Origin of the sequence: Pseudomonas sp. RL_5y_Pfl2_69, from assembly GCF_963970465.1 — a bacterium.
In the GTDB taxonomy this organism is placed as follows: domain Bacteria; phylum Pseudomonadota; class Gammaproteobacteria; order Pseudomonadales; family Pseudomonadaceae; genus Aquipseudomonas.
In genome coordinates this window covers 412,015-437,746 of sequence record NZ_CAXAOU010000002.1, presented here as the reverse complement: position 1 = coordinate 437,746, position 25,732 = coordinate 412,015, and the positions used below count along the sequence as shown (strand labels likewise).

The window sequence follows — 25,732 nt, the reverse complement described above, 5'->3', positions numbered from 1 at the left end:
ACGAACGTTGAAAGCTGAAGGCTTGATCGAATCCACAGGCAAGGGGCGAAGCGCGAAATGGCGCAGTTGCCCCCAACCGTAAGGCTCAATACCCCACTGTGAACCGTTGGCGGGAATGCTTGGGTTGTTCGACTTCATCCAGCATGGCGATGGCGAAGTCAGCAAAGCTGATCCAGCTTTTGCCTTCAGCGCTGATCAGCAGGTGGTCTACACCCAAGCGGAACGTGCCTGTGCGTTCACCTTCGACAAACTCGGCAGACGGCGACAGGAAACTCCAGTCCAGGTCTTTTTCGGCGCGCAGGGTGTCGAGGTACACACAGCCAGCCGAGGCCTCCGCGCGGTACTCTTCGGGAAAACCCGGACTGTCGATGACTTTGCTGTCATCAGGCAACAACAGGGAACCCGCGCCGCCAACAAACAGCAGGCGTTTGACGCCAGCTTTTTTTACCGGATCGATAATAGTCGAGGCTGGCTGGGTCGAAAAATGTGCCGCGCTGAGCACCACGTCATGCCCCGCCACTGCGTCTTGCAGGGCCTGGCCATTGTTGATGTCGACGTCCTTGGTCACGACACCGGCACGCTCACCCAATTTGGAAGCGTTGCGGGCAATAGCCGTAACGCTGTGACCGCGGCGCAGGGCTTCTTCCAGCAGTTGGCTGCCGGCACGACCAGTCGCTCCGATAATTGCAATTTTGCTCATGACGCTCTCCAGTGTGTTGGGAATAACGTTGGGATCTTTCACCACTTCATTTCGCCCTTGGCCACTTTGGCACTGAGCTCCAGCGAGGACGCTTCGCCCAGGTCCGGGTAGCGTTTTTTCATGGCGGCGATCAGTTCGCTCGAATTGCTGGCCTTGAGGGCTTCTTCGTCAAACGCCTTGATGTAGTCGCGGGTGAAATACACGGCCTTCAACGAGCGATCGCTTTCACCCAGGTAATGACCCGGCACCACGACTTTAGGCTGCAGGCTGTCGATGCGCTTGAGGGTGGCCAGCCACTGTTTGTGCGATTGCGGGGTCTGGGTGTCGGCCATCCATACGTGCAGGTTGTCGGCCACTACCACACCACCGACCACGGCTTTGAGTGATGGAATCCATACGAAAGTGCGATCCGGCTGGCGCCCGGTGAGGCCGACCACATCCAGCTCACGCCCTTCAAGGTCCAGGGTATTGCCCTTGAGAACCTGCGGCACGATCACTTTGCCCGGTACATCGGCGCCCATTTTCGGACCCCAGAAGGCCAGCTTGGCATCTTTGGTTTCATTGATATGTGCAACCGTCGGCGCCGAGGCCACGACCTTCGCGTCGGGGAATGCCTGGGTCAGGGTTTCAAGGCCAAAGTAGTAGTCCGGGTCGCCGTGGCTGATGTAGATCGTGGTGAGGTTTTTGCCGCTGGCGCGAATCTTGTCGACCACCTGCTGGGCCTGGGCCTTGCCGAACTGGGCATCGACCAGAATGGCGTCCTTGTCACCACTGACCAGCACCGAAGACACGGGAAAAATCGCCGCCTCTCCAGGGTTGTACACGTCCAGGGTCAACGGTGCCTGAGCGGCAGCATGGGCTGCAAAGCCCAGCACAACAGCGCTGAGGACAAAACGGCGAAGGGTCGAAAATCCAGTCATGGGTGATTCCTGAGTCAGTGGCCAGGGTCGGCGATAGACAGAGCTTAGTTGCACGATCGCGGACTAAAAATGCGATGCTTGAACATAGTTTGTTTCAGATATCGGGCAGATCATGGATCGTCTTATTGCAATGCGTGTGTTTGTTACCGTTGTCGACCTCGGCAGCCAGTCAGCGGCGGCCGATCATCTGGATCTGTCACGCCCGGTGGTGTCACGGTATCTGGCGGAGCTGGAAGAATGGGTTGGTGCACGCTTGATGCACCGCACCACGCGCAAGTTGAGCCTGACTGCTGCGGGCAATGAGACCCTGCCCCGCTGCCGACAACTGCTGGAGCTGGCTGACGACATGCAGGCCGCCGTGGATGCGCCCACCGATGCACCACGGGGATTGCTGCGCATCAGTGTCAGTACCTCGTTCGGACAGGCGCAACTGGCTGCGGCAGTGACTGACTACGTACGGCTTTATCCGCAGGTCAGCATTGATCTGCAGATGCTCGACCGCACGGTGAATCTGGTAGACGAGCGCATCGACCTGGCGATTCGCACCAGCAATGACCTGGACCCGAGCCTGATCGCCCGCAAGCTTACCGTTTGTCGCTCGGTGCTCTGTGCATCCCCGGCGTATCTGCGCGAACGCCCGGCGCCGCAGCAGGTCGACGAACTGAGCCGACACAACTGCCTGACCCACTCCTACTACGGCAAGAGCCTGTGGCACTTCACCCACCACGGTGAGGACGTGTCGGTCCCGGTACAAGGCAACATCAGCGCCAACGAAGCCAGCACCTTGTTGAGCGCCACTCTGGCGGGTGCGGGGGTTTCGCTGCTGCCCAGCTACCAGGCCGGGGTGTATGTGCAACGCGGTGAACTGGTGCGCCTGCTGCCCGAAGCAGAACCGCGCCTGATGAACATTTACGCGGTGTATGCCTCACGCAAACACATGCCTGCAACCTTGCGCAGCATGCTCGACTTTCTCGCCGAACGCTTCACCGATGAACCGGCGTGGGATAAAGACTTGTAAACCGAGCCCCGTAGTCGCTGGCGCATCTAGTCCATTTGAAGGATGAAATCGGGCACAACCCCTCGTACAACTGGCATGGCAAGAACCTAAGTCTGAACTAGCCTCAAGCCTGTGACGTCAGGGAGCAAATGCCATGACTACTAAAACAAAAACAAGATACATGACCGTGTTTGTCGTTTTCGCTGCCGCTGTACTGTTTGCAGGCGCTTGCTACCGCGCTGAGCAAACCCGGCAAGCATCCGGATTGATCGCCAGTTGCAATGGCGCGCACTGCAATGCCCTGTTCAGCGCTCTGAGGTAAGGAAGCCCCGGAGCATCAGGCCGGGCTGATGCCGTCAGCCCGACCTGTTCGAAAGGCGCTGGGCGATGTTCCGCTCAGGCGCCGGAAAAACCGCGCAAAATACGCCGGGTCAGCAAAGCCCAGACTGTCAGCCACCTCGCTGATGGTCATCGGCGTGTAAATTAAATGCCGCTTTGCCTCCAGCAAAATCCGTTGATGGATGATCTGCAACGCCGACTGCCCCGCCAGCTCGCGGCAGATACTGTTCAGGTGCGCCACTGAAATGCCCACCTGATGCGCCAGTTGCTCGACATTCGGTTGCTCGCAAAACTGTGTCTCGACCCGTTGATTGAACACGCTCAGGTACTCACGCCCCCGTGATGGCACCTGCTTGGCTTCACGGCGCTGAATCACCTGGCGAGTGACCCACACCAGCAGCACACTGATCAGCGATTGCAAGAGCATGTCGCGGGCGGGTTGCGCGCCGACATACTCACTTTGCAGCTCACTGAACAGGTTGTTGAGGTAATCGCGATCCTTGCCAGCCGGGTAACTGGCGACCCGTTGCAGCAAGCTCACTGATCCGCCCAGCTGCGCTTGCAGTTGAGCCACCAAGGGAGCTGCCAGCGTCAGCACAAAGCCCTCGACGTTCGGCGAAAACTGAAACCCGTGTACAGACAGCGGCGGGATGATCTGGATGGCGGATTGCTCCAGAACATGAAACTGGCCTTCGACTTCAACCCGCGCCCTGCCCGTGTGGACATAGAGCAACTGGCACAGGTCGGCATGCCGATGGGGATGGATTTCCCAGTCGTGGACGCGGCTGCGCAGCGAGATGGTTTCGCAGTGCAACAGGTCGGGGCCAAGCCAGTCCTGCTGCTCGCCGTACAGCTTGAACACCGGGATTGAAGGGTTCATGGGCGCCCGTTCTGAAGTCATTCCTGAAGGCCGATAATCGCACTGATTAGCGAAAAGTACCGGTATTAACGTGTTTATCACCTTCTATTGCTTCTCTCGCAAGCGAAAAATACAAGCATAAATTAATAAGAACCCACTCGTTCCCTGCGGACGAGGCTGCGCGAGAGAACAATAATGAGAACTCAAGTCGCTATTATCGGCGCCGGTCCTTCAGGCCTGCTGCTGGGTCAACTGCTGCATAACGCCGGTATCGATAACGTCATCATCGAACGCCAGACCGGCGAATACGTCCTGGGGCGGATTCGTGCCGGAGTGCTGGAGCAAGGCATGGTCGACCTGTTGCGCCAGGCCGGTGTCAGTCAGCGCATGGACGCAGAAGGGCTTGTGCATGACGGCTTTGAACTGGCTCTGGATGATCGTCAGGTGCATATCGACCTCAAAGGCCTGACCGGCGGCAAAACGGTGATGGTCTACGGCCAGACCGAGGTGACCCGCGATCTGATGGCCGCTCGGGAGGAAGCCGGGGCGCAGACCCTCTACAGCGCCAGCAACGTTCAACCCCACGGGATGAAAACCGATACGCCGTACGTCACATTCGATAAAGAGGGCGAAAGCTGGCGCCTGGACTGCGATTACATTGCCGGCTGCGATGGTTTTCACGGCGTGGCGCGTCAGTCGATTCCCAGTGATGTCCTGAAAATCTTCGAACGTGTGTATCCCTTCGGCTGGCTCGGCGTACTGGCCGATACGCCGCCGGTCAACGACGAACTGGTGTATGCCAAACACGAACGCGGCTTTGCCCTGTGCAGCCAGCGTTCGGCTACCCGCAGCCGTTATTACCTGCAGGTCCCGGCACAGGAAAAGGTCGAGGACTGGTCTGATCAACGCTTTTGGGACGAGCTGAAAACCCGCTTGCCCAAGGCGTTGGCTGAGCGCTTGATCACCGGGCCGTCCATCGAAAAAAGCATCGCGCCACTGCGCAGTTTTGTGGTCGAGCCGATGCAGTTCGGGCGCATGTTTCTAGTGGGCGACGCCGCGCATATCGTGCCGCCGACCGGAGCAAAGGGTTTGAACCTGGCCGCCAGCGATGTGAGCACGCTGTTCAATATTCTGCTCAAGGTCTACGGCGAAGGTCGCACCGATCTGCTGGAACGCTATTCCGAGGTGTGCCTGAGGCGCGTCTGGAAGGCTGAACGGTTCTCGTGGTGGATGACCTCGATGTTGCACCGTTTCCCCGACAGTGACGGCTTTAGCCAGCGTATTGCTGACAGTGAACTGGCGTACTTCGTCGACTCCCGGGCGGGGCGCACGACCATTGCAGAAAATTACGTGGGGCTCCCTTACGAGGCTATCGAATAGCAGGCTATCGAGTAGACTAACGGCATTCCGCCATAGGTTTGCCGCCCAAAGGTGTTTTCGTGACCAGTTTGAATCAGCCGCCCCAGACCAAGCCTGATATTCGCAGCATCCTGATCGCCCTGATGCTGGCGATTTTCCTGGGGGCGCTGGATCAAACCATTGTCGCCGTCTCCATGCCCGCCATTTCCGCCCAGTTCAAGGATGTCAGCCAGCTCGCGTGGGTGATTTCGGGCTATATGGTGGCCATGACAGTGGCCGTGCCAATCTACGGCAAGCTCGGCGACTTGTACGGGCGCAGGCGCCTGATGCTGTTCGGCATGGGGCTCTTTACCCTCGCCTCGCTGTTTTGCGGGCTCGCGCAGAACATGGAGCAGTTGGTCCTGGCAAGGATCATTCAGGGGATTGGTGCTGGCGGGATGATATCGGTGAGCCAGGCAATCATCGGCGACATCGTTCCACCACGCGAACGAGGTCGCTATCAGGGCTACTTCAGCAGCATGTATGCCCTGGCCAGCGTCGCGGGGCCGGTACTGGGCGGTTACATGACCGAGTATCTGTCGTGGCGCTGGGTATTTTTAATCAATTTGCCCCTGGGTCTCGCGGCCTGGTGGATCTCCTATCGCACGCTGGTCGGGCTACCTGTCCCGCAACGCAAACCGATTATTGACTACTTGGGCACGATGCTGATGATCGTGGGCCTGACGTCGCTGCTGCTGAGCATCACGTTTATCGGTCAGGGCCATAGCTGGCGCGATGATCAGGTCGCCGGGTTTCTGGCGGTTGCACTGATCGCGCTGGGGCTGTTTGTGTGGCATGAACGTCGCACGACTGAACCGTTGCTGCCCATGCACCTGTTTGCCAATCGCAATGCGGTGCTGTGCTGGTGCACGGTATTTTTCACCAGCTTCCAGGCCATTTCCCTGATTGTGCTCATGCCGTTGCGTTATCAGAGCATCACCGGCGCGGGGGCCGACAGCGCGGCCCTGCACCTGCTGCCTCTGGCCATAGGCTTGCCGATCGGGGCCTATTTTGCCGGGCGCAGGACTTCGGTCACCGGACACTACAAACCGATGATTTTAGCCGGTGCCGTGCTGATGCCCCTGTCCATCCTCGGAATGGCTTTCAGCCCGCCAAGCGCAGAGTTGTTGAGCGCCGTATTCATGCTTTTCAGCGGGATCGCTTCGGGCATGCAGTTTCCAACCTCGCTGGTGGGCGCGCAGAACTCGGTGCAGCAGCAAGACATTGGCGTGGCGACCAGCACCACCAATCTGTTTCGCGCCTTGGGCGGTGCGATGGGGGTCGCCTTGATGTCGGCCCTGCTGCTGGCGTTGCTGCACGACTCGATACTGTCACCGGTCATGGGGCAGCCCTTGATCGGTGAAGGCAGCTCGGGGAATGTGTTGCTCGACAGCCTGAACGCGGTCCAGGGCCCCGCGCTGGATAGCCTGCGGGCAGAACTGCTGCTGACTTTCCGCCACCTGCTGACCATCAGCGCGGCGGTGTCGTTGCTGGGGCTGGCTGCAGCGCTGGCGATGCCCAATCAGGTGCTGCGTGGGCGTGAAGACAAGGCGAAGTAGTGGGACGTGTGGGGGCGGGCAGGCCCGCTCCCACACGTTCAGTGTTGCGATTTACGGGCGGGCGCTGATCTGCTTCTGCAAGTTCTGAATCTGGCTTTGCAGGGTATTGATGTTGCGCGTCATCTGGGCGCGAAACACGTCAAACTCCGCTGCATTGGCGCCTTGGGCAGGTGCCGGGCGGTTTTCCAGTTCGCTCTTGAGCACGATCATGTCTTGTTCCAGACGCTCGAGCGCCACACTCGGATTACCTTGTTTTTTCAGGGCCGCCACATCTACAGCCTGTTGCGCAACACCGGCCTTGAGCGTCGACAACTCAGCACCCAACGTTTTCAACTCGGCTTCGAGCCTGGCCTGGGTTTCTTTTTGCGCCGTCACCTGCAGCACCATCGCCGCATTGATCTGCTCAAAGCGCTGATCCAGCTCGCCCTGCTGCCCCGCCACAACACCCTGCTGACGTTTGCTCTGCTCAAGAAGCTGCTCTTCGAGCTGCTTGATCTGCAACTTCAGGGCTTCGCTGCCATTGTTGATGCTCGACTCGCTGGCCACCACCTTGCCGGAAATGGCCTGCAACCGCCCCGCCGCATCTTCACTGATGCGGGCAAAGCTTTCCTGGGTCGCCACCAGTTGCTGCTCCATCAGCGAGATCTGCTGAAAGCTCCACCAGGCAAGCCCGCCCACGGCAAGCAGCAAGGCACAGATCAACGTCCACAAAGGCCCGGTACTCGGACCCTTGACCTTGATCACCGGTGTATTGCGTGAATAAACCGTGGTGCGCTCACGAGCAGCGTCCGTGGGCGCCAACTCATCATGATCATGGGCATCGGCGCGCAAGGTCGGGACATGTTCAAAGTCGTCGCGGGCATCGTTACGCATGGTAAACCTTCAAAAATAGCGCTCAGTTACAAGCATTTATCGGTACGGCGATTCCTGAGCTTTCCACCAGCCACAGAACTCATCCAGTGCGGCCCACAGACTGACTTTGGGGTCGTAGTCCAGGTAATGCCGGGCACGGCTGATGTCGAGGGTAAAGTCTTTGTCCATGATCTGCACCCCCAAACGCGAACGTGACGGTTCGGGCTGGCCCGGCCACAGCTTGCACCCGACTTCGCTCAGCGCGCCCAGACTGTAGGCCAGGCCGTAGCCGCGATAACGGGTTACTTGCGGCACGTTCATTTGGCGCATCACATAATTGATCACATCCCACAACGGGATGGGCGTGCCATTACTGATGTTGTAGGCCCTGCCCAAGGCCGACCCCGTATTCAACAAGCTGCTCATCAACGCCTCGTTGAGGTTTTGCACACTGGTGAAGTCGACCTTGTTCAGGCCGTTGCCCACGATGGCCAGGCGACCTTTGCGCTGCATTTTCAACAAGCGCGGGAACATGCTCATATCCCCCGCCCCCGTGACAAACCGCGGACGCAGGGCAATCACTTCAAGGCCGAACTCCTGGGCACCGAACACCTTTTGCTCCGCCAGGTTTTTGGTCGCGGCATAGGGGTGCCGAAAACGCCTGGGCAACTGTTCTTCGGTGAGGTCGGTGTGGGAACGGCCATCGAAGTACAAGGATGCAGAGGACAAATGCACCAGGCGGCGCACCCGCTGCTTCAAGCAGGCCTCAACCACGTTCTCGGTCACTAGCACGTTGTCACGGTGGAAGTCCTGATAACGCCCCCAGGCGCCCCTATGGCCAGCACAATGCACCACAGCGTCGACATCGACACACAGGTCACGCACCAGCAAGCCATCGGTCAAATCACCCGGGATAAATTCAGCCCCACGCCGCACCAGGTGTTCAACACCCTCAGCCCGTCGCCCGCTGACCCGCACGTCAAAGCCCTGCTCCAGGGCAAAGCGCGCGAAGCGTCCCCCGATAAAGCCGCTCGCGCCGGTGACCAGAATCTTCATCAATCACTCCAAATGCTGTAATTCTTGCTGCTTGCTCTTTAAACGCCGGTTATCAGGCCAAAGGCACTAACCACCGTGACGCGGAACGAGATAAATGCTCAGTCAGTTGACTCAGTAGTTGTCCGCCATTACGCCAATGATGCCAGTACAGTGGCACGTCGATGGGTTTATCTGGCAAAAGCTCCACCAGACGTCCGCATTCAAGCTGTTCGCGCACTTGTAACTCCGGGACCAGCCCCCATCCCAGACCCGCCTCGGCTAAACGGATAAACCCTTCGGAGGACGGGCACAAATGGTGTTCGAATCCACCGTCTACGCCCAGTGCGGCCAGGTAGCGGTGTTGCAGGAAATCATCCGGGCCAAACACCAGGGCTGGCGTTTTTGACAGCAACGCCGGGCTCACACCCTCAGGAAAATGCCGTGCAATAAAAGCCGGGCTCGCCAGTGCCCGATAGCGCATGGCGCCCAGCAGCACGCTACGGGCCCCGGCCACCGGCCGCTCACTGGCACACAGGCAGGCAGCCACTTCACCGGCGCGCATGCGTTTGAGGCCAACGGTCTGATCCTCAACCACCAGGTCCAGCAACAGGTGCTGCTCGGCACAAAAATCACCCACCGCCGGTGCCCACCAGGTGGCCAGGCTGTCGGCATTCAGGGCAATGCGCAGGCGTTCGGGCAGCCCCTCGTCATCCAGCGCCGGCACTGCACTTTGCAGGTCACGCTCCAGCAAGCGCACTTGTTGCACATGGTTGAGCAGGCGCCGGCCAATCTCGGTCGGCGTCGGCGGCGTGGCGCGGATCAGCACCGGCTGACCGATGCGCGCTTCCAGCAACTTGATGCGCTGGGAGATGGCCGATTGTGACAAACCCAGTACCTGAGCGGCCCGTTCAAAGCCGGCTTGTTCTACTACCGCGGCCAGGGCCGAGAGCAATTTATAGTCGAACATCAGTTTTCCTAATGAGCGATCAGCAATATTGGTTTTTCTTATACATCCAAGGGCCGGACAATAGCCAGCAACAACCCTCTCCCGCCTGCACACGACGAGTAATTCTTATGTGGCAAAGCTACCTCAATGGCCTGTTGGTCGCGTTCGGCCTGATCATGGCCATCGGCACCCAGAATGCATTCGTCCTCGCTCAAAGCCTGCGTCGTGAACACCATCTGCCCGTGGCCGCGTTTTGTGTGGTGTGCGATGCCCTGCTGGTGGCGGCCGGGGTCTTTGGCCTGGCGACCCTCCTGGCGCAGAACCCGTTGTTGCTCAGCGTGGCGCGATGGGGTGGCGCGGTGTTCCTGCTGTGGTACGGCACGCAGGCGTTGCGTCGTGCGTTCGCCAAGTCGAGCCTTGAGCAATCCGCCGGCCAGACTGCACGCTCGCTCAAGGCCGTGATGCTCAGCGCGCTGGCCGTCACCCTGCTCAATCCCCATGTGTACCTGGATACGGTTTTGCTGATTGGCTCGCTCGGCGCGCAGCAAAGCGTGCCAGGGGCCTATGTCGTGGGCGCGGCGAGTGCTTCGCTGATGTGGTTTTTCACCCTGGCACTGGGCGCCGCATGGCTGGCGCCGTGGCTGGCACGGCCAAATACCTGGCGTGTGCTGGACCTGCTGGTGGCGGTGATGATGTATGCGGTGGCGGTGCAGTTGATCGTCTCTGGCTGAGCCTGCGCGCAGGTCACAAAAACATCGCCAAAAGTGCTGAAACGTCTATCCCACACAGTTGTCGCGTGGTTATGCCTTCACCCCGGTGCTATGATCCAGCCCCTGCGCCGCAAAGAGTAAAAACTCATCGGCGCGTGTTTGGCCGCCCGTGATCGGCCTTGCGCTCATCGCAACTGACCTGATTAGGAGAATCATCATGGCTTTCGAATTGCCGCCGCTGCCGTACGCACACGATGCCCTGCAGCCGCACATCTCCAAAGAAACCCTGGAGTTTCACCACGACAAGCACCACAACACCTACGTCGTGAACCTGAACAACCTGGTGCCAGGCACCGAGTTCGAAGGCAAAACCCTGGAAGAGATCGTTAAAACCTCTTCGGGCGGTATCTTCAACAACGCCGCTCAGGTCTGGAACCACACCTTCTACTGGAACTGCCTGGCGCCAAACGCCGGCGGCGAACCAACCGGCGCGCTGGCAGATGCCATCAACGCTGCCTTCGGCTCGTTCGACAAGTTCAAAGAAGAATTCAGCAAAACCTCCATCGGCACCTTCGGTTCCGGCTGGGGCTGGCTGGTGAAGAAAGCGGACGGTTCCCTGGCCCTGGCCAGCACCATCGGCGCCGGCAACCCGCTGACCAGCGGCGACACCCCGCTGCTGACCTGCGACGTTTGGGAACACGCTTACTACATCGACTACCGCAACGTACGTCCGAAGTATGTTGAAGCGTTCTGGAACCTCGTTAACTGGAAGTTCGTCGCTGAGCAGTTCGAAGGTAAAGCCTTCACTGCCTGAGCCTGACTCCAGGTAAAAAAACCCGGCATTGCCGGGTTTTTTTTGGTCTGATTTAAAGTTTCAAAAGAGCCGCTCGCCGAGTCCGGGCCAGCTAGTATGAAAGCGTTGTGTATTTTAATAGCGCACCTCAAGTTCGAAGTGAAAATACCGACACAGTAGCGATTGTGAGCGTTGTGTATTTATTGCTTTCGCACCTGTCGTGAATCGCCCACCTACAAGGCCACAGGCAATACCGGCAAGGAACAGGGAAAAGTGCTTTGAAGCTGCAATTCAAGAACAGCTTGTCACTGAAGTTGCTCCGCATCGCACTGCTGTCAGCAGTGGTCGTAGGTGGAGTATTGAGCTGCGCGCAAATTGTCTTTGACGCCTACAGGGTTCGACAAGCCGTCACGGTAGATGCCGGACGTATCCTGGACATGTTTCGCGACCCGTCGACTCAAGCGCTTTATAGCCTGGACCGCGACATGGCCATGCAGGTCATCGAAGGCATGTTCCAGGATGGAGCCGTGCGCAACGCGTCCATCGGCCATCCCAATGAGACGGCCCTCGCCGAAAAATCACGGGCGCTGCAACACTCATCCAGCCGCTGGATGACTGACATGATTCTGGGTCAGGAGCACACGTTCAGTATTCCTCTAGTAGGCAAGGGACCTTACAGCGAGTACTACGGCGACCTGAGCATCACGCTCGACACCGCCAGTTACGGCGAGGGGTTACTGGCCGATTCAGCGGTCATGCTGCTCTCCGGACTGTTGCGTGCCCTGCTGATGGGGCTGGTGCTGTATTCGGTGTATCAGTGGTTGCTGACCAAGCCGCTATCCAAAGTCATCGGACACCTGACCAGTATTAATCCGGACCGCCCCAGCGAGCACGTGATCCCCCTGCTCAAAGGTCACGAGCACAATGAACTGGGTGTTTGGGTCAACACTTCCAACCAGTTGCTCGCATCCATTGAACGCAACAACCGTTTGCGTCACGAAGCTGAAAGTTCCTTGCTGCGCATGGCCCAGTATGACTTTCTGACCGGCCTGCCCAATCGCCAGCAGTTGCAGGGGCAATTAGGCAAAATCCTGACCGATGCTGGCCGTTTGCAACGCCGCGTCGCTGTGCTTTGCGTGGGGCTGGACGACTTCAAAGGCATCAACGAGCAGTTCGGCTATCAAGCGGGCGATCAACTGCTGCAGGCTCTGGCCGATCGCTTGCGCGCCCACAGTGGAAGCCTGGGCGCTCTGGGACGCCTGGGTGGCGATCAGTTTGCGCTGATTCAGGCCCATATCGAACAGCCCTACGAAGCTGCCGAACTGGCCCAGAGTATTCTGGATGACCTTGAATCACCCTTCTGTCTTGACCAGCAAAACATCCGCTTGCGCGCCACTATCGGTATCACGCTGTTTCCCGAAGATGGCGACACCACTGAAAAGTTGCTGCAAAAAGCCGAGCAAACCATGACGCTGGCCAAGAGTTACTCGCGCAACCGCTATCAGTTTTATATTGCCAGCGTGGACCGCGAGATGCGGCGTATGCGCGAGCTGGAAAAAGACCTTCGTGAAGCCCTGCAGTGCAACCAGCTCTCCCTGGTCTACCAGCCACAAATTCGTTACAGCGACCACCGGGTGGTCGGCGTCGAAGCCCTCTTGCGCTGGCGACACCCGCTACACGGCTTGGTTCCGCCCGATCTGTTTATCCCGCTGGCCGAGAAAAACGGCAGCATCATTGCCATCGGTGAATGGGCAATGGACGAAGCCTGCCGCCAACTGCGCGAATGGCATGATCAAGGCTTCAGTGAACTGCGCATGGCGGTCAATCTGTCCACGGTGCAGTTGCACCACGTCGAACTGCCGCGAGTGGTCAACAACCTCCTGCAGCGCCACCGCTTGCCGCCGCGCAGCCTGGAACTGGAGGTCACCGAAACCAGCCTGATGAAAGATATCAGCACCGCTGCCCAACACCTGCTGAGCCTTCGCCGCTCCGGCGCGTTGATTGCGATTGATGATTTTGGCACCGGCTATTCGTCATTGAGTTACCTCAAAAGCCTGCCGCTGGACAAAATCAAGATCGATAAAAGCTTTGTTCAGGACCTGATCGACGACGGCGACGATGCCACTATCGTGCGCGCCATCATCCAGCTGGGTAAAAGCCTTGGCATGCAGGTGATTGCCGAAGGGGTTGAAACCATTGATCAGGAAGCCTACGTCATCGGCGAAGGCTGCCATGAAGGCCAGGGCTATTTGTACAGCAAACCCCTTGGTTCGCGGGAGTTGGTCGCTTATCTGAAGCAGGCCAAACGTGACAAGGCCGCCAATATGTAAATCCATATTTCAAAATTCGGCAAAGACCTGGTGCGGCCTGCGGTAAATAAGAAATATTTCCAACAGTATCTCTTTACACAAAATGCATATCTTTCGCATTATGTGGCAGTTTCGCGTGCAGCCGCACGCTTGTCCCACCTCTCGAAGCAGGATTTTCGCCATGATTCGTATGCCTCTGGCAACCGCCAGTCTGCTGGCCATTGCTATCTCACTCGCCGGTTGTGGCGACAAGGACAAGGAAAAAACCGCCGCAGCCCCTACGCCAGCAGCCGCCACCAGCACCGCGACGCCAGCCGCTGACATCAGCGCAGCCAAAGTCGACGAAGCTGCCGCCAAGGCCGTCGTTGCGCATTACGCCGACATGGTTCACGCCGTGTACAGCGATGCTGAAAGCACTGCCAAAAAACTGCAAACCGCTATCGATGCGTTCCTGGCCAAGCCCAACGACGACACTCTGAAAGCCGCTCGCGCTGCATGGGTTGAAGCCCGTGTGCCTTACCTGCAGAGCGAAGTGTTTCGCTTCGGCAACACCATCATTGATGACTGGGAAGGCCAAGTTAACGCCTGGCCGCTGGATGAAGGCCTGATCGACTACGTTGACGCCAACTATGCAGGCGCACTGGGCAACCCGGGTGCCAACGCCAACATCATCGCCAACACCCAGATTCAGATCGGCGAAGACAAGGTCGACGTCACCGAAATCACTCCGGAAACCCTGGCCAGCCTGAACGAGCTGGGCGGTTCCGAAGCCAACGTGGCTACCGGTTATCACGCAATCGAATTCCTGCTGTGGGGCCAGGACCTCAACGGCACAGGCCCGGGTGCAGGCAACCGCCCTGCTTCCGACTACCTGGAAGGCGAAGGCGCCACTGGCGGCCACAACGAACGCCGTCGCGCTTACTTGAAAGCCGTGACCCAACTGCTGGTTAACGACCTCGACGAAATGGTCGGCAACTGGGCACCCAACGTTGCCGACAACTACCGCGCCACGCTTGAAGCCGAGCCGGTACAAAACGGTCTGCGCAAAATGCTGTTCGGCATGGGCAGCCTGTCGCTGGGCGAACTGGCCGGCGAGCGTATGAAAGTGTCACTGGAAGCCAACTCCCCTGAAGACGAGCAGGACTGCTTCAGCGACAACACCCACAACTCGCACTTCTACGATGCCAAGGGCATTCGTAACGTGTACCTGGGCGAGTACCTGCGCGCTGACGGTACTAAAATGACCGGCCCAAGCCTGTCGTCGCTGGTGGTCGTGATTGACCCGGCTGCAGACGCGACACTGAAGTCCGATCTGGCCGACACAGAAGCCAAGATCCAGGTCATGGTTGACCGCGCCAACAAGGGCGAGCACTACGACCAGTTGATCGCAGCGGATAACGCAGCGGGCAACCAGGTGGTTCGTGATGCCATTGCAGCCCTGGTCAAGCAGACCGGTGCCATCGAGCAAGCCGCTGGCAAGCTGGGCATCAGCGACCTGAACCCGGACAACGCCGATCACGAGTTTTGATCTGCAGGGTTTGAGTGAGTGAACAATGAGGCGACCTTCGGGTCGCCTTTTTTGTGGGTTTCGCCCTTATACAGAAGTGCTTTTGCAAAACAGATATGACGCTAATGCATTTGCAGTCAAATGCTAACGCCTCTGTAAACAATACATATACATAGCCATCACCATCCTTGAACCTTAATAAATCAAAGCCAAAAACATAGCTATTAATTACACTCCATTCCAAGCCAGCGACACTCCCTTGCTGCCGCCAAATAAAATGATGCCCACCGGACAACATCTCATATCCGAAAAAAGCGCTTTAGATTGACACTACTACTAGATGGAAACTTGTTAACTCAAGAGAATAAAGCTGTTGTCTGGTCGGCCGATAGCAATCAGGTTCACAGCAAACCCATACAGGGCACTGCCTGGACTTACACCCGATCGCTTGCCAAAAAGAACATTCAAAGTGATCAATATACTACCTGACGGAGTGCCCTTCACCCTATGGGAGTTTTAACTCACCAGCCCCCAATCTTGGCCTACCCTTTGCGGAATCATTAATTCTTGATTACCGCTGGCGGGTGCAGACAATAATCACCATACGGATCTGTCTGACACTTATAAGCAAGTTCCGGACTGTACGCTTTAGGTAATAACTGGCCATTTGCACAACCAGAAATCGCACCCACTATAAACACGACTATAAGTATTTTCATATTTGCTCCGTTTTTCGGAGAGCATAGTATTCAAAGAAAATACCTTATATCGTTCATCTCTGATTATTCCGTGGGAAATACCTATTGTATTACCATGCCATGTAGGATTTAACCTCCAGACCGCACTGGCTGCCATCGCAAGCAAGCCCATTCCCATGAGCTTGCTTGCCACATATCAATCCAAACGCTAATCCCTCTTATTTCAATTCACCTTCCCTGATAAACTTTGCGCCCTCGATTTAGCTCACTGATCTGGACGTTTGATGCCTTCGTTGCCTCTTCGCCTGTCCCTGCTGCTACTGGCCTTTGGCCTTGGCGGTTGTGATGATGCCCCGCGCTTTACCAAACCCGAGCCAGGCGAAGCCCGCTCCGGCGGGGCTGCTACGGTGCGTAAAACCGATCACAATGCGTTTTCCATGCCCTCGGCCAACCTTTCGCCCACCCGGCGTCTGGATTTCAGCGTCGGCAACAGTTTCTTTCGCAGCCCTTGGGTCATAGCACCGTCCACCACTACCGCACGTGATGGCCTGGGCCCGCTGTTCAATACCAATGGCTGTCAAAACTGCCACATCAAGGATGGCCGCGGCCACCCGCCAGCGCCCGGCGCAAAGAACTCAGTGTCGATGCTGGTTCGGTTATCGATCCCCAACGATCCCGCTTACGCCACGCTCATCGAGCAGGCCGGTATCGTCCCCGAGCCGGTCTATGGCGGTCAGTTGCAGGACATGTCCGTACCCGGCGTAGCTCCCGAGGGCAAGGTACGGGTCGACTACGAACCCGTTACCGTGCGCTTCAAGGACGGCACTGAAGTCGAATTGCGCAAACCCACGCTGCAGATCACCCAGCTGGGTTATGGCCCAATGCACCCCGACACACGTTTTTCGGCTCGCATCGCGCCACCGATGATAGGCCTGGGGCTGCTCGAAGCCATCCCGAACGAGGCGATCCTGGCCAATGCCGATGAACAGGACAAAAACCGTGACGGCATCGCCGGGCGCCCCAACTGGGTGTGGGATGACGCGCAGCAAAAGACGGTTCTGGGTCGATTTGGCTGGAAAGCGGGCCAACCGAACCTCAATCAACAAAATGTTCACGCCTTTTCTGGTGATATGGGGCTCACGACCTCCTTGAGACCCTTCGATGATTGCACCAAGGCTCAAACCGCCTGTCTCGAAGCGCCCAACGGGAACGGCCCTGATGGCGAGCCCGAGGTCAGCGACAACATCCTGCGCCTGGTGGAGTTCTACACCCGTAACCTGGCCGTACCTGCCCGCCGTGATGTCGGCGCGCCCCAGGTGCTGGCCGGTAAAAACCTGTTCTTCCAGGCGGGCTGCGCCTCATGCCACACCCCTGCGTTCACTACATCCGCCAACGCTGCCGAGCCCGAACTGGCCAATCAGGTCATTCGCCCGTACAGCGACTTGCTGCTGCACGACATGGGCCCCGGCCTTGCCGACAACCGCACCGAGTTCGCCGCCACCGGCCGCGACTGGCGCACGCCACCGTTGTGGGGCATTGGTTTGACCCAGGCAGTGAGTGGTCATACTCAGTTTTTGCACGATGGACGTGCTCGCAACCTGATGGAAGCCGTGCTCTGGCATGGCGGCGAAGCCGAATCGGCCAAGCAGCAGGTTTTACGCTTTAATGCCGAGCAGCGCGCTGCGTTGCTGGCGTTCCTGAACTCTCTTTAACGCTTTACAAGATCGGGGACCCCGACATGTTTCGACCCAAGCTGTTGTTCACCAGCCTTGCCGCTATCGCCCTGGCCGCATGCTCGCCACAAGACCCACAGGCCGTCACCTCGGCAGCCATCGCCAAGCAAGTGATCTTGCCGACGTACAGCCGCTGGGTTGAAGCCGACCGTCAACTGGCCGTCAGCGCACTGGCTTACTGCCAAGGCAAGGAAAACCTGGAGACTGCCAGAGCCGACTTTCTGCATGCGCAAAAAGCCTGGGCCGAGCTGCAGCCTTTGCTGATCGGGCCATTGGCCGAAGGCAATCGTTCGTGGCAGGTACAGTTCTGGCCAGACAAAAAGAATCTGGTCGGCCGTCAGGTTGAGCAACTGGTGATTGCCCAGCCACAGATCGATGCAGCAGCCCTGGCCAAATCCAGCGTTGTGGTGCAAGGCCTGTCGGCTTACGAATACATTCTGTTCGACAGCAATATCAACCTCGCTGACGATTCGCAAAAAGCGCGCTACTGCCCGCTGCTGACCGCCATTGGCGAACGTCAAAAGCAACTGGCCGAAGAAATCCTGGCCAGCTGGAACAGCACCGATGGCATGCTCGCGCAAATGAGCAAGTTCCCTAACCAGCGTTATGCCGACTCCCACGAAGCCATTGCAGATGTGCTGCGTGTACAGGTCACGGCCCTCGATACCCTTAAGAAAAAACTCGGCACCCCAATGGGCCGTCAGAGCAAGGGCATCCCGCAGCCATTCCAGGCTGATGCATGGCGCAGCGAGTCATCGCTCAAAAGCCTGGCCGCCAGCCTTTCTGCCGCTCAGAGCGTGTGGGCGGGTGTCGACAACAAAGGGTTGCGCAGCCTGTTGCCTGCCGAGCAAAAACCGTTGGCTGACAAGATCGATGCGGCCTATGCAACCTCGCTCAAGCTGTTCAATGACAACCAGCGCACACTCAATGAGCTGCTGGCAGACGACACCGGGCGCGCTCAACTGAACGCTATCTATGACAGCCTGAACGTGGTTCACCGCCTGCACGAAGGCGAGCTGGCCAAAGCGCTGGGTATCCAGCTGGGCTTTAACGCCAACGACGGCGATTGATGAAGGAGGGTTCGATGATGCGCAGGCAAGCTCTCAAGCTCGGCGGTTTACTGCTCAGCGCGATCACGCTGGGCGGTTGGTCCCTGTTCAAGCAAAAAGACCGTAGTCCCTTGCTCTTGAGTGCCCGCGACGATGTGGACGGCAATCACTTTGCTGTCGGTTATCGCCTGGATGGCACTCAGGTCTTTAGCACGCAGGTAGGCCAGCGCTGCCATGACATCATCAACCACCCGACACTGCCCATTGCGTTGTTTGTAGCACGGCGCCCCGGCACCGAAAGCTACCTGATCAACCTCGCAAACGGGCAGTTGCTGCAAACACTGACCTCCCTGCCCAACCGTCACTTCTATGGCCACGCAGTCATCCACAAAGATGGCGAGTGGCTCTATACCACCGAAAATGACACCACTGACCCGGGCCGTGGCTTGCTGGGGGTCTATCGCTTTGAGGGCGAACGTCTGGTCCACAGTGGCGAAATCCCTACCCACGGTGTGGGTCCGCATCAAGTGTCCTGGATGCCTGACGGCGAAACGCTGGTGGTGGCCAACGGCGGCATTCGCACCGAAGCCGAAAGCCGGGTCGAGATGAACCTGAACGCGATGGAGCCCAGCCTGGTGCTGATGCAACGCGACGGCACCTTGCTCAGCAAGGAAACCCTGAGCCAGCAGATGAACAGCGTGCGCCATTTGGGCATCGCCAGTGACGGCACAATCGTCGCCTGCCAGCAATTCATGGGCGACGCCCATGAGCTTTCCGAATTGTTGGCCATCAAGCGTCCTGGCCAACCATTTGAGCCCTTCCCGGTGGCCGAGCAGCAACTGCGTGCCATGGGCCATTACACGGCCAGTGTCGCGGTCCACAGTGAATTGCGGCTGGTTGCGCTGACCGCTCCGCGGGGCAATCGATTTTTCGTGTGGGATCTGGACAGCGGTGCTTTGCGTCTGGATGCGCCGTTGCCCGACTGTGCGGGGGTGGGTGCGGTACAGGATGGGTTTGTGGTGACGTCCGGCCAGGGCCGTTGCCGATTCTATGATTGCCGTCAGAGCGATCTGAGCGCCAAGCCATTGGATCTACCGTCCGGGCTGTGGGACAACCATCTGCATGTGATGTAGCAAGTGACACAAATTCCTGTAGCAGTTGACGAATAGCACGAGGCTGCGTCCGGCTACGCAGCAGTCGTAAAACCGTTTAGCCGGGTGTGCCAGAAACACCAACGCCGAATGGTTTACGACTGCTGCGCAGTCGGACGCAGCCTCGTTCCTTCGGCAGCTGCTACAGGGATTTTTACCCGCCGTCCTACTTCTTCATCCCTTGGCTCATTCCAAACATGAACAGCAGCAGATCGTGATCGGGCTTTGTCGCTACTGCCACTTTCACTACCCGCGGCAGCGGGCAGTGAGCACCTGTCGGGGGCCCACTTAACACTTGGGTCACTGGCTGTTCCCATGCGGCCACTGCCACGCCAGCAATGACCAGAGCTCCCAGCAGAAACAAACTTCGTGCTATTTCTCGCTTCATCACCGTAAACCTTTGATGGCGCTGCCAAACACCGTCTTATAAAAGTAGATCAGTCTGTCCCACTCCGTGGCGTTCCACGACGAATGGCGGCGAAGCTGCTTAAGGTCGTGGGAGGCTGCTTTATGAGCAGTCAGTCGTTGCCGGCTTTTTTCAAGGTCCAGCAAAGCCACCTCTACCTGTGGGTTTTCACCCTGCCCTGTCACTCGCACAAACACATGCTTGGCGTACAGGCAGCCATGTTGCCAGCGGCCCAGATGCATGCGCGCAAGGGTCTGGCCAATGGCCTCAAGTACACGATCATGTACCGCCTCCCCCCAACGCTCACGCTCGCCAGCGGCATACCAGTTGTCGATTTCAACAAAGCCGTCCAGAGCGACAGTTACGAGCAATGCTCGCCACTGCTTGTCTGCCCCTTTCCGGGCCCCGCAGTACACCAGCTCTGGCACACCAACCGATAGCCGGTTCATGGCCAGTAACGCATCGCGTTCACGCAATACCGTCGGGCGACCCAACGGATAGCGCCAGCTGCGGTAGGTGTGCCCTACTTGACGTTTTACATAGAGCAAACGCTCGTTGGCATCGTGAATGCGTTGTACACCACTCTCGCCACCGCGACGCTGGTTGGGCTCTTCAACCCATTCGCCTTTTTGATTCCAGTAAAACTCAAATCGGTCTTCAGTCGCAGAGGGGGATTGCTGTACAAAATCAACGGTCATGAATTATCTCTTTCTTAGTACGTAAACCCGCCACATCGCGTAAAGCGGAATAAAGTCCAAATGATCCTGAATGACGAAACCAGCCTTTTTAAACTCAGACTCCACTGTAACAGCTGGTAACACGAAGCGGTTTTGGTAACCCTCCTGCCCTTGTTCCACAGCGCGTTCACGCTCAAGACGCTTGCGTTTCCAGGCCTTGAAATTGCCGTCCACCCAGAGCGAAATGATCAAACTGTCCCGGCTGACACGATGAAGCTCGCGCAGTAGAGCCATCCGGTGACTTGCATCACCAATATGGTGCAGCAGACGCATGCAAAAAATACTGTCAACGGAGTTGTCCGGCATATCTATTTCAAATGCAGACGTCTGCAAGCGCCGTACCCGTTTCACCACCTCGGCCGGTTGCGCCAGTGCCGCGACCTCCAGCATGGAGGCCGAGTTGTCGGCGCCAATGATTTCCCGGTTAGGCATTTGCGCCAGCAACGGCCAGAAACGCCCGGCGCCACAGGGCAAATCCAGGACAACCCGAGGTTCACCGGCCAGGTGAAGAGCGCGGCGGGCCAGTTGCTCATCGCGCTTGTGCGAGAGACGGCGAGCCAGACCATCCTGGTGCTTGATCAGGTATTCGGCCGCGTGCTGCTGGTCATACTTTTCTGAGAACTTGAGTTTGATGATGGGGTTCATGACGGTGCTCCTGAAGCATATAGGCGCTACCTTATTCAGGAGAACGTAAGCGTCAGGTCATCATCAGGTGAAAATTCCGTCTATGCGTCCTACACAAATGTTGCAGGGTTTTACATCGCGCAAATACTGGCGCGGGGCCATATACGAATCAACCATGACGTAAAGCGGCCTGCAGAACGCAGGCCGCGGAAAGGACTTCAGGCGTCGGGCGGGCCGAGCTCGACGCGAAAACGGCAGCCGTTTGGCTCCATTGTGGTGAGGGTCACGCGCCAGCCCTGGCTATCGCAGATTCGTTGCACCAGCGACAACCCTAGGCCCAGCCCTTCGCCACGTTTTTCACTGCCGCGCACAAAGGGTTGAAACATGGCCTGGCGTTTTTCTTCCGGGATCCCAACGCCGCTGTCTTCCACCACAAACCCGCTGGGCTCCAGGGTCAACCGGATAAACCCCTTATCGGTGTAGTGCAACGCATTGCGCAGCAAGTTGCCCATCACCGCGTGCAGGAAGGTCGCGTTATAGCGCGTATCCAGCGGATTGCCGGGCTCGTAAATCAATTCAAGGCCTTTTGCCTCGATGGGCTCTCGCCACAGGCTGATCAGGCCCTCGGCCACGGTGGTGAGCGTAACCGTGGGCGACATGCTGGCATCTTCATGTTGCGCACGGGCCAACATCAGGAAGGTCTGCACCAGTTCACGCATTTCTTCGCACGCACGGGATATGCGCTCGACCTGTGAGCGACTGCGCTGATCCAGCGACGGGCTTTCCAGCAGAAGTTCGCAGGAGCTGGCCAGTACCATCAGCGGGGTGCGCAATTCGTGGCTTACGTCACTGGTAAACAGACGTTCGCGGGTCAGGGTGTCACGCAGGCGACCCAGGGTAGCGTCGAACGCCACGGCCAGCTCGCCCACTTCGTCGGCGGCATAGTCCGGGGCCAAAGGCGGGGCCAGCCCCAGTAGTTGATCTCGATGGCGAACCTGACGGGCCAGACGCACCACCGGTGCCATTACGCGACGTGCAAGCGTCCAGCCCAGGAAGACGGCCAATGCCAGGGCCAGGACAAAACCGACCACCACCACAGCAAACAGCACGCGCTCACGCTCTTCAAAATCGCTCTGGTCTTGCAGCAGGACATAACGCCGACCATCGACCACTTCAACCATCGCGTGATACGACAGCTGATCGCGAAATACCTCATGGAATCCCGGGTCCAGATGGCGCAGGTCCTTGGGCAAAGCAAAATCGCCACGCCCGCCACTGAAATAAAACAGCTGACTTGGTTTAGGCCTGTGGTTCCACTCTGCGCCGTTGTCCATCAGCAACAGGCGCTGCAAATCACCGCCCAGACCGGCCGATATGAGTTTTTCTTCGACCAGATGCACGGTGGCGATAATGCCCACCGCAAATGTCCCTGCCACCAGGGCGCTCATCAAGGCAAAGGCAATGATGATCCGCTGGGAAAGGCTTTGCTTAAACTCCATCGCGAAGCTCGGCGAGGCGGTAGCCCACACCATGCACGGTTTGCAACAGAGGCTTGTCGAAAGGCTTGTCGATCACCTGGCGCAATTGATGCACATGGCTGCGCAGGCTGTCGCTGTCTGGGCAGTCGTCGCCCCAAAGAGCCTCTTCCAGAACTTCGCGGCGCAGCACGTGAGGGCTTTTTTGCATCAATACCGCGAGCAGTTTGAGACCCACCGGGTTGAGCTTGAGCAAACGCCCTTCACGGGTCACTTCGAGGGTATCGAGGTCGTAGCGCAGCTCCGCGACCTGCAACTCCCGTCGACCTCCGCCTTGGGCGCGACGCAATACCGCCTCGATCCGCGCCGCCAGTTCGGACAGGGCAAACGGCTTGAGCAGGTAGTCATCGGCACCGGACTTGAAGCCTTGCAGGCGGTCGTCCAATTGGTCGCGGGCAGTCAGCATGATCACCGGCGTATCGCGACGAGCGTCTTCACGCAGGCGCTTGCACAGGGTATAGCCGTCGATACCCGGCAACATGATGTCGAGCACAATCAGGTCGTAGTGCTCAGTGGCCGCCAGGTGCAAACCTGACAAACCATCCTGGGCGCAGTCAACGGTATAGCCCTTGAGCCCCAGATAGTCCGCCAGGTTGGCGAGGATATCGCGGTTGTCTTCAACCAATAGAATTCGCATGGGTATTCTCTCCGTCCACAGTTACGGCCGTCTTGGCCCGCGCAGCTTAAGGCCAAGAACCGCGCAGGGCCAGCACCGCAGGGCGCACAGACAATTTAGTTGTCGCATCTGCAAAAATGACATTTTTTTTACTATCGGTTCACAAACTCAATACAGTGGCGCCCGCACACTCCCGCACCCTCGCGTTTAAGGAAAAACAACAATGCGTCTGCTGCACACTGCGCCAATGCGCTACCTCCTTCTGTTGACTGGCTGCTGGCTGGCGACTTTTCTAATTACCCGAGGCGTTCTGCTGGTCACCCACCTGGGAGAGGCTGGTAACAACTGGCTTCCGGTGTTTGGCATTGGCTTGCTTTATGACCTCGGCTTTCTGGCCTATGCCGCCCTGCCACTGGGGCTGTACCTGCTGTTATGCCCGCCCGGCCTGTGGCGTCGTCGAGGCCATCAGTGGTTTCTGCAAGGCCTGCTGACCGTTAGTCTGTTTGCCATATTGTTCACGGCCGTCGCCGAGTGGCTGTTTTGGGATGAGTTCGGCGTGCGCTTCAACTTTATCGCCGTGGACTATCTGGTCTATTCCGATGAAGTACTGAACAACGTACTGGAGTCCTACCCCATTGGCATACTGCTCAGTGCCATTGCCCTGACTGCCATTGTGTTAAGCCTTGTTCTGCGCAAACCGTTCAACGCGGCCATGAATGCTCCGCTGCCAACCTTTGGCTCTCGCATCGCTGCCTTCGCCAGTCTGTTGCTGGTAGCTGGCCTGAGCCTGCAACTGCTCGATCAGGACGGCCCACGGGGTCAGGGTGGCAATGCCTATCAGCATGAACTGGCAAGCAATGGCCCGTATCAGTTCTTCGCCGCGTTCCGTAACAACGAGCTGGATTACCAGCAGTTTTATGCCAGCTTGCCGACCGACGTGGTGGCCCAACAATTGCGCAAAGAGTTGACGGAGCCCAACGCTACGTTTGTTGGCCAGGACCCGCTGGATATCCGTCGCAATATCGACAATCCGGGCACTGCGCGTCAGCCCAACATTGTGCTGGTGACGATCGAAAGCTTCAGCGCCAAATACCTGGGCAGCAACGGCGATGGTCGCAACCTGACGCCAAATCTGGATCAACTGCGCAAAGAAAGCCTGTACTTCAATAACTTCTATGCCACCGGCACCCGTACCGACCGCGGCCTGGAAGCCATCACCCTGGCCATTCCGCCGACGCCGGGGCGCTCCATCGTCAAGCGCATCGGCCGTGAAAGCGGTTTTGCCAGCCTGGGCCAGCAGCTTAAAGGTGTGGGTTACGACAGCGTGTTCGTCTACGGCGGACGCGGTTACTTTGACAACATGAACGCCTTTTTCAGCGGCAACGGTTACCGCGTGGTTGACCAAAGCAGCGTGAATGAAGCCGATATCCACTTCAAGAACGCATGGGGCATGGCCGATGAAGACCTGTACCGCGAAACCCTGAAGCTGGCCGATACAGACTATGCGCAACAAAAACCCTTTTTGCTGCAACTGATGACCACCTCGAACCATCGCCCCTACACCTACCCGGAAGGCAGGATCGACATCAAGTCGGGTAATGGTCGCGACGGCGCAGTGAAGTACACCGACTACGCCATCGGACAATTCCTTGACGCAGCGCGTAAAAAGCCCTGGTTCGATAACACGATCTTTGTGTTCGTGGCCGATCACACGGCAGGCAGTGCGGGCAAGGAAGACTTGCCGATCACCAACTATCAGATCCCGCTGTTTATCTATGCGCCCAAACTGATCGAAGCGCGGGAAAACGCGCAACTGGCCAGCCAGATCGATCTTGCCCCAACCTTGCTCGGCTTGCTGAACCTGGACTACCAGTCGACTTTCTTCGGTCGCAACCTGCTGCAGGACAATCCGTTGCCACCACGTGTGGTAGTGGGCAACTACCAGCACCTGGGTTTGTTTGACGGTAAAGACCTGGCCATTCTCAGCCCGCGTCAGGGCCTGCGTCGTCACGACGAAGCGTTGACCACCAGTGTTGAGTCCCGCGTACCGGCGACCGATCCGTTGATTGAACGGGCGATTGCCTACTACCAGGGCGCCAGCCACGGCTATAAACAGCAATTGTTGGGCTGGAAGCCAACGCAGGGAACCCCGGAGCAGCTTTCCCAGCGGTAAACCATCGCTTTTGCGGGAGCGGGCTTGGGGCAACATGCGGCTGATACCATCGCAGGCAAACCAGCTCCCACTGGTTTTGGGGGAAA

The 25,732-nt window shown here is 58.1% G+C and carries 22 protein-coding genes; 11 read left to right on the top strand and 11 right to left on the bottom strand.

Going from position 1 to position 25,732, the window contains the following annotated elements; all coding sequences use genetic code 11:
• Nucleotides 1-85: 85 nt before the first annotated feature.
• Together AACY07_RS05295 and AACY07_RS05290 are read right to left on the bottom strand one after the other, a co-directional pair.
• Nucleotides 86-700 (bottom strand): NAD(P)-dependent oxidoreductase, encoded by a 615-nt coding sequence (locus AACY07_RS05295; protein ID WP_339473754.1) that lies wholly within the window; start codon nucleotides 698-700, stop codon nucleotides 86-88.
• 38 nt (nucleotides 701-738) lie between these two features.
• A complete protein-coding gene (locus tag AACY07_RS05290) occupies nucleotides 739-1,620 on the bottom strand; it encodes an MBL fold metallo-hydrolase (RefSeq protein ID WP_219260755.1) in 882 nt (293 codons plus the stop codon).
• Nucleotides 1,621-1,732: 112 nt separating this feature from the next.
• Here AACY07_RS05290 and AACY07_RS05285 point away from each other — a divergent pair, with 112 nt between their 5' ends.
• On the top strand, nucleotides 1,733-2,638 hold the full coding sequence (locus tag AACY07_RS05285; RefSeq protein ID WP_339473753.1) for a LysR family transcriptional regulator: 906 nt from the start codon (nucleotides 1,733-1,735) through the stop codon (nucleotides 2,636-2,638).
• 316 nt (nucleotides 2,639-2,954) lie between these two features.
• Here AACY07_RS05285 and AACY07_RS05280 read toward each other — a convergent pair whose 3' ends face one another.
• Nucleotides 2,955-3,836: a helix-turn-helix domain-containing protein gene (locus AACY07_RS05280; RefSeq protein ID WP_339473751.1), complete on the bottom strand. Its 882-nt coding sequence runs from the start codon at nucleotides 3,834-3,836 to the stop codon at nucleotides 2,955-2,957.
• Between the two features lie 174 nt (nucleotides 3,837-4,010).
• Here AACY07_RS05280 and pobA point away from each other — a divergent pair, with 174 nt between their 5' ends.
• Together pobA and AACY07_RS05270 are read left to right on the top strand one after the other, a co-directional pair.
• Nucleotides 4,011-5,195, top strand: a complete 1,185-nt coding sequence (pobA, locus tag AACY07_RS05275) for a 4-hydroxybenzoate 3-monooxygenase (RefSeq protein ID WP_339473749.1) — start codon at nucleotides 4,011-4,013, stop codon at nucleotides 5,193-5,195.
• A 59-nt stretch (nucleotides 5,196-5,254) separates the two neighbouring features.
• The gene (locus AACY07_RS05270; protein WP_339473748.1) at nucleotides 5,255-6,772 is read left to right on the top strand and encodes an MDR family MFS transporter; all 1,518 of its coding nucleotides are present in this window, start codon (nucleotides 5,255-5,257) and stop codon (nucleotides 6,770-6,772) included.
• A 51-nt stretch (nucleotides 6,773-6,823) separates the two neighbouring features.
• On the opposite strand, the gene AACY07_RS05265 is transcribed toward AACY07_RS05270, so the two are convergent.
• The 3 genes from AACY07_RS05265 to AACY07_RS05255 are packed head-to-tail and all read right to left on the bottom strand — an operon-like array spanning nucleotide 6,824 to nucleotide 9,626.
• The gene (locus tag AACY07_RS05265; protein ID WP_339473747.1) at nucleotides 6,824-7,645 is read right to left on the bottom strand and encodes an ATPase; all 822 of its coding nucleotides are present in this window, start codon (nucleotides 7,643-7,645) and stop codon (nucleotides 6,824-6,826) included.
• A 36-nt stretch (nucleotides 7,646-7,681) separates the two neighbouring features.
• Complete coding sequence (locus AACY07_RS05260; protein WP_219260759.1) at nucleotides 7,682-8,680, bottom strand: NAD-dependent epimerase/dehydratase family protein; 999 nt, start codon at nucleotides 8,678-8,680, stop codon at nucleotides 7,682-7,684.
• A gap of 52 nt (nucleotides 8,681-8,732) precedes the next feature.
• A complete protein-coding gene (locus AACY07_RS05255) occupies nucleotides 8,733-9,626 on the bottom strand; it encodes a LysR family transcriptional regulator ArgP (RefSeq protein ID WP_339473746.1) in 894 nt (297 codons plus the stop codon).
• A gap of 107 nt (nucleotides 9,627-9,733) precedes the next feature.
• On the opposite strand from AACY07_RS05255, the gene AACY07_RS05250 reads away from it, so the two are divergent.
• The 7 genes from AACY07_RS05250 (at nucleotide 9,734) to AACY07_RS05220 (ending at nucleotide 19,537) form a co-directional block, all read left to right on the top strand.
• Nucleotides 9,734-10,336, top strand: a complete 603-nt coding sequence (locus AACY07_RS05250; RefSeq protein WP_133075790.1) for a LysE/ArgO family amino acid transporter — start codon at nucleotides 9,734-9,736, stop codon at nucleotides 10,334-10,336.
• A 196-nt stretch (nucleotides 10,337-10,532) separates the two neighbouring features.
• Entirely contained in the window at nucleotides 10,533-11,129 is a 597-nt protein-coding gene (locus AACY07_RS05245; RefSeq protein ID WP_019827796.1) for a superoxide dismutase, read from the top strand.
• A 257-nt stretch (nucleotides 11,130-11,386) separates the two neighbouring features.
• Nucleotides 11,387-13,438, top strand: coding sequence for a putative bifunctional diguanylate cyclase/phosphodiesterase (locus AACY07_RS05240; protein ID WP_339473745.1), 2,052 nt, complete (start codon nucleotides 11,387-11,389; stop codon nucleotides 13,436-13,438).
• 160 nt (nucleotides 13,439-13,598) lie between these two features.
• Entirely contained in the window at nucleotides 13,599-14,945 is a 1,347-nt protein-coding gene (locus AACY07_RS05235) for an imelysin family protein (protein ID WP_133075792.1), read from the top strand.
• A 961-nt stretch (nucleotides 14,946-15,906) separates the two neighbouring features.
• A complete protein-coding gene (locus tag AACY07_RS05230; protein ID WP_339473744.1) occupies nucleotides 15,907-17,334 on the top strand; it encodes a di-heme oxidoreductase family protein in 1,428 nt (475 codons plus the stop codon).
• A gap of 26 nt (nucleotides 17,335-17,360) precedes the next feature.
• Nucleotides 17,361-18,425, top strand: a complete 1,065-nt coding sequence (locus tag AACY07_RS05225; protein WP_339473743.1) for an imelysin family protein — start codon at nucleotides 17,361-17,363, stop codon at nucleotides 18,423-18,425.
• Nucleotides 18,426-18,439: 14 nt separating this feature from the next.
• Nucleotides 18,440-19,537: a DUF1513 domain-containing protein gene (locus tag AACY07_RS05220; RefSeq protein WP_339473741.1), complete on the top strand. Its 1,098-nt coding sequence runs from the start codon at nucleotides 18,440-18,442 to the stop codon at nucleotides 19,535-19,537.
• A 184-nt stretch (nucleotides 19,538-19,721) separates the two neighbouring features.
• On the opposite strand, the gene AACY07_RS05215 is transcribed toward AACY07_RS05220, so the two are convergent.
• From AACY07_RS05215 to colR, 5 genes are all read right to left on the bottom strand, one after another.
• Nucleotides 19,722-19,943, bottom strand: a complete 222-nt coding sequence (locus tag AACY07_RS05215; RefSeq protein WP_133075796.1) for a hypothetical protein — start codon at nucleotides 19,941-19,943, stop codon at nucleotides 19,722-19,724.
• A complete protein-coding gene (locus AACY07_RS05210) occupies nucleotides 19,943-20,659 on the bottom strand; it encodes a lipopolysaccharide kinase InaA family protein (protein ID WP_339473740.1) in 717 nt (238 codons plus the stop codon). Before AACY07_RS05210 ends, AACY07_RS05215 begins: the two co-directional genes overlap by 1 nt.
• Nucleotides 20,660-20,662: 3 nt before the next feature.
• Nucleotides 20,663-21,343: a class I SAM-dependent methyltransferase gene (locus AACY07_RS05205; RefSeq protein WP_133075798.1), complete on the bottom strand. Its 681-nt coding sequence runs from the start codon at nucleotides 21,341-21,343 to the stop codon at nucleotides 20,663-20,665.
• Nucleotides 21,344-21,540: 197 nt separating this feature from the next.
• Nucleotides 21,541-22,821, bottom strand: a complete 1,281-nt coding sequence (locus AACY07_RS05200; RefSeq protein ID WP_133075799.1) for a sensor histidine kinase — start codon at nucleotides 22,819-22,821, stop codon at nucleotides 21,541-21,543.
• Nucleotides 22,811-23,494: a two-component system response regulator ColR gene (colR, locus tag AACY07_RS05195; protein ID WP_019827811.1), complete on the bottom strand. Its 684-nt coding sequence runs from the start codon at nucleotides 23,492-23,494 to the stop codon at nucleotides 22,811-22,813. The genes AACY07_RS05200 and colR overlap by 11 nt, the downstream gene beginning before the upstream one ends.
• A 202-nt stretch (nucleotides 23,495-23,696) precedes the next feature.
• Here colR and AACY07_RS05190 point away from each other — a divergent pair, with 202 nt between their 5' ends.
• On the top strand, nucleotides 23,697-25,646 hold the full coding sequence (locus tag AACY07_RS05190; protein ID WP_339473739.1) for an LTA synthase family protein: 1,950 nt from the start codon (nucleotides 23,697-23,699) through the stop codon (nucleotides 25,644-25,646).
• Nucleotides 25,647-25,732: the final 86 nt, after the last annotated feature.

What these genes read in the sequence shown, in the direction of transcription:
- AACY07_RS05295 (WP_339473754.1), bottom strand. Translation starts at nt 700, where the DNA reads ATGAGCAAAATTGCAATTATCGGAGCGACTGGTCGTGCCGGCAGCCAA.
- AACY07_RS05290 (WP_219260755.1), bottom strand. Translation starts at nt 1,620, where the DNA reads ATGACTGGATTTTCGACCCTTCGCCGTTTTGTCCTCAGCGCTGTTGTG.
- AACY07_RS05285 (WP_339473753.1), top strand. Translation starts at nt 1,733, where the DNA reads ATGGATCGTCTTATTGCAATGCGTGTGTTTGTTACCGTTGTCGACCTC.
- AACY07_RS05280 (WP_339473751.1), bottom strand. Translation starts at nt 3,836, where the DNA reads ATGAACCCTTCAATCCCGGTGTTCAAGCTGTACGGCGAGCAGCAGGAC.
- pobA (WP_339473749.1), top strand. Translation starts at nt 4,011, where the DNA reads ATGAGAACTCAAGTCGCTATTATCGGCGCCGGTCCTTCAGGCCTGCTG.
- AACY07_RS05265 (WP_339473747.1), bottom strand. Translation starts at nt 7,645, where the DNA reads ATGCGTAACGATGCCCGCGACGACTTTGAACATGTCCCGACCTTGCGC.
- AACY07_RS05260 (WP_219260759.1), bottom strand. Translation starts at nt 8,680, where the DNA reads ATGAAGATTCTGGTCACCGGCGCGAGCGGCTTTATCGGGGGACGCTTC.
- AACY07_RS05255 (WP_339473746.1), bottom strand. Translation starts at nt 9,626, where the DNA reads ATGTTCGACTATAAATTGCTCTCGGCCCTGGCCGCGGTAGTAGAACAA.
- AACY07_RS05250 (WP_133075790.1), top strand. Translation starts at nt 9,734, where the DNA reads ATGTGGCAAAGCTACCTCAATGGCCTGTTGGTCGCGTTCGGCCTGATC.
- AACY07_RS05245 (WP_019827796.1), top strand. Translation starts at nt 10,533, where the DNA reads ATGGCTTTCGAATTGCCGCCGCTGCCGTACGCACACGATGCCCTGCAG.
- AACY07_RS05235 (WP_133075792.1), top strand. Translation starts at nt 13,599, where the DNA reads ATGATTCGTATGCCTCTGGCAACCGCCAGTCTGCTGGCCATTGCTATC.
- AACY07_RS05230 (WP_339473744.1), top strand. Translation starts at nt 15,907, where the DNA reads ATGCCTTCGTTGCCTCTTCGCCTGTCCCTGCTGCTACTGGCCTTTGGC.
- AACY07_RS05225 (WP_339473743.1), top strand. Translation starts at nt 17,361, where the DNA reads ATGTTTCGACCCAAGCTGTTGTTCACCAGCCTTGCCGCTATCGCCCTG.
- AACY07_RS05220 (WP_339473741.1), top strand. Translation starts at nt 18,440, where the DNA reads ATGATGCGCAGGCAAGCTCTCAAGCTCGGCGGTTTACTGCTCAGCGCG.
- AACY07_RS05215 (WP_133075796.1), bottom strand. Translation starts at nt 19,943, where the DNA reads ATGAAGCGAGAAATAGCACGAAGTTTGTTTCTGCTGGGAGCTCTGGTC.
- AACY07_RS05210 (WP_339473740.1), bottom strand. Translation starts at nt 20,659, where the DNA reads ATGACCGTTGATTTTGTACAGCAATCCCCCTCTGCGACTGAAGACCGA.
- AACY07_RS05205 (WP_133075798.1), bottom strand. Translation starts at nt 21,343, where the DNA reads ATGAACCCCATCATCAAACTCAAGTTCTCAGAAAAGTATGACCAGCAG.
- AACY07_RS05200 (WP_133075799.1), bottom strand. Translation starts at nt 22,821, where the DNA reads ATGGAGTTTAAGCAAAGCCTTTCCCAGCGGATCATCATTGCCTTTGCC.
- colR (WP_019827811.1), bottom strand. Translation starts at nt 23,494, where the DNA reads ATGCGAATTCTATTGGTTGAAGACAACCGCGATATCCTCGCCAACCTG.
- AACY07_RS05190 (WP_339473739.1), top strand. Translation starts at nt 23,697, where the DNA reads ATGCGTCTGCTGCACACTGCGCCAATGCGCTACCTCCTTCTGTTGACT.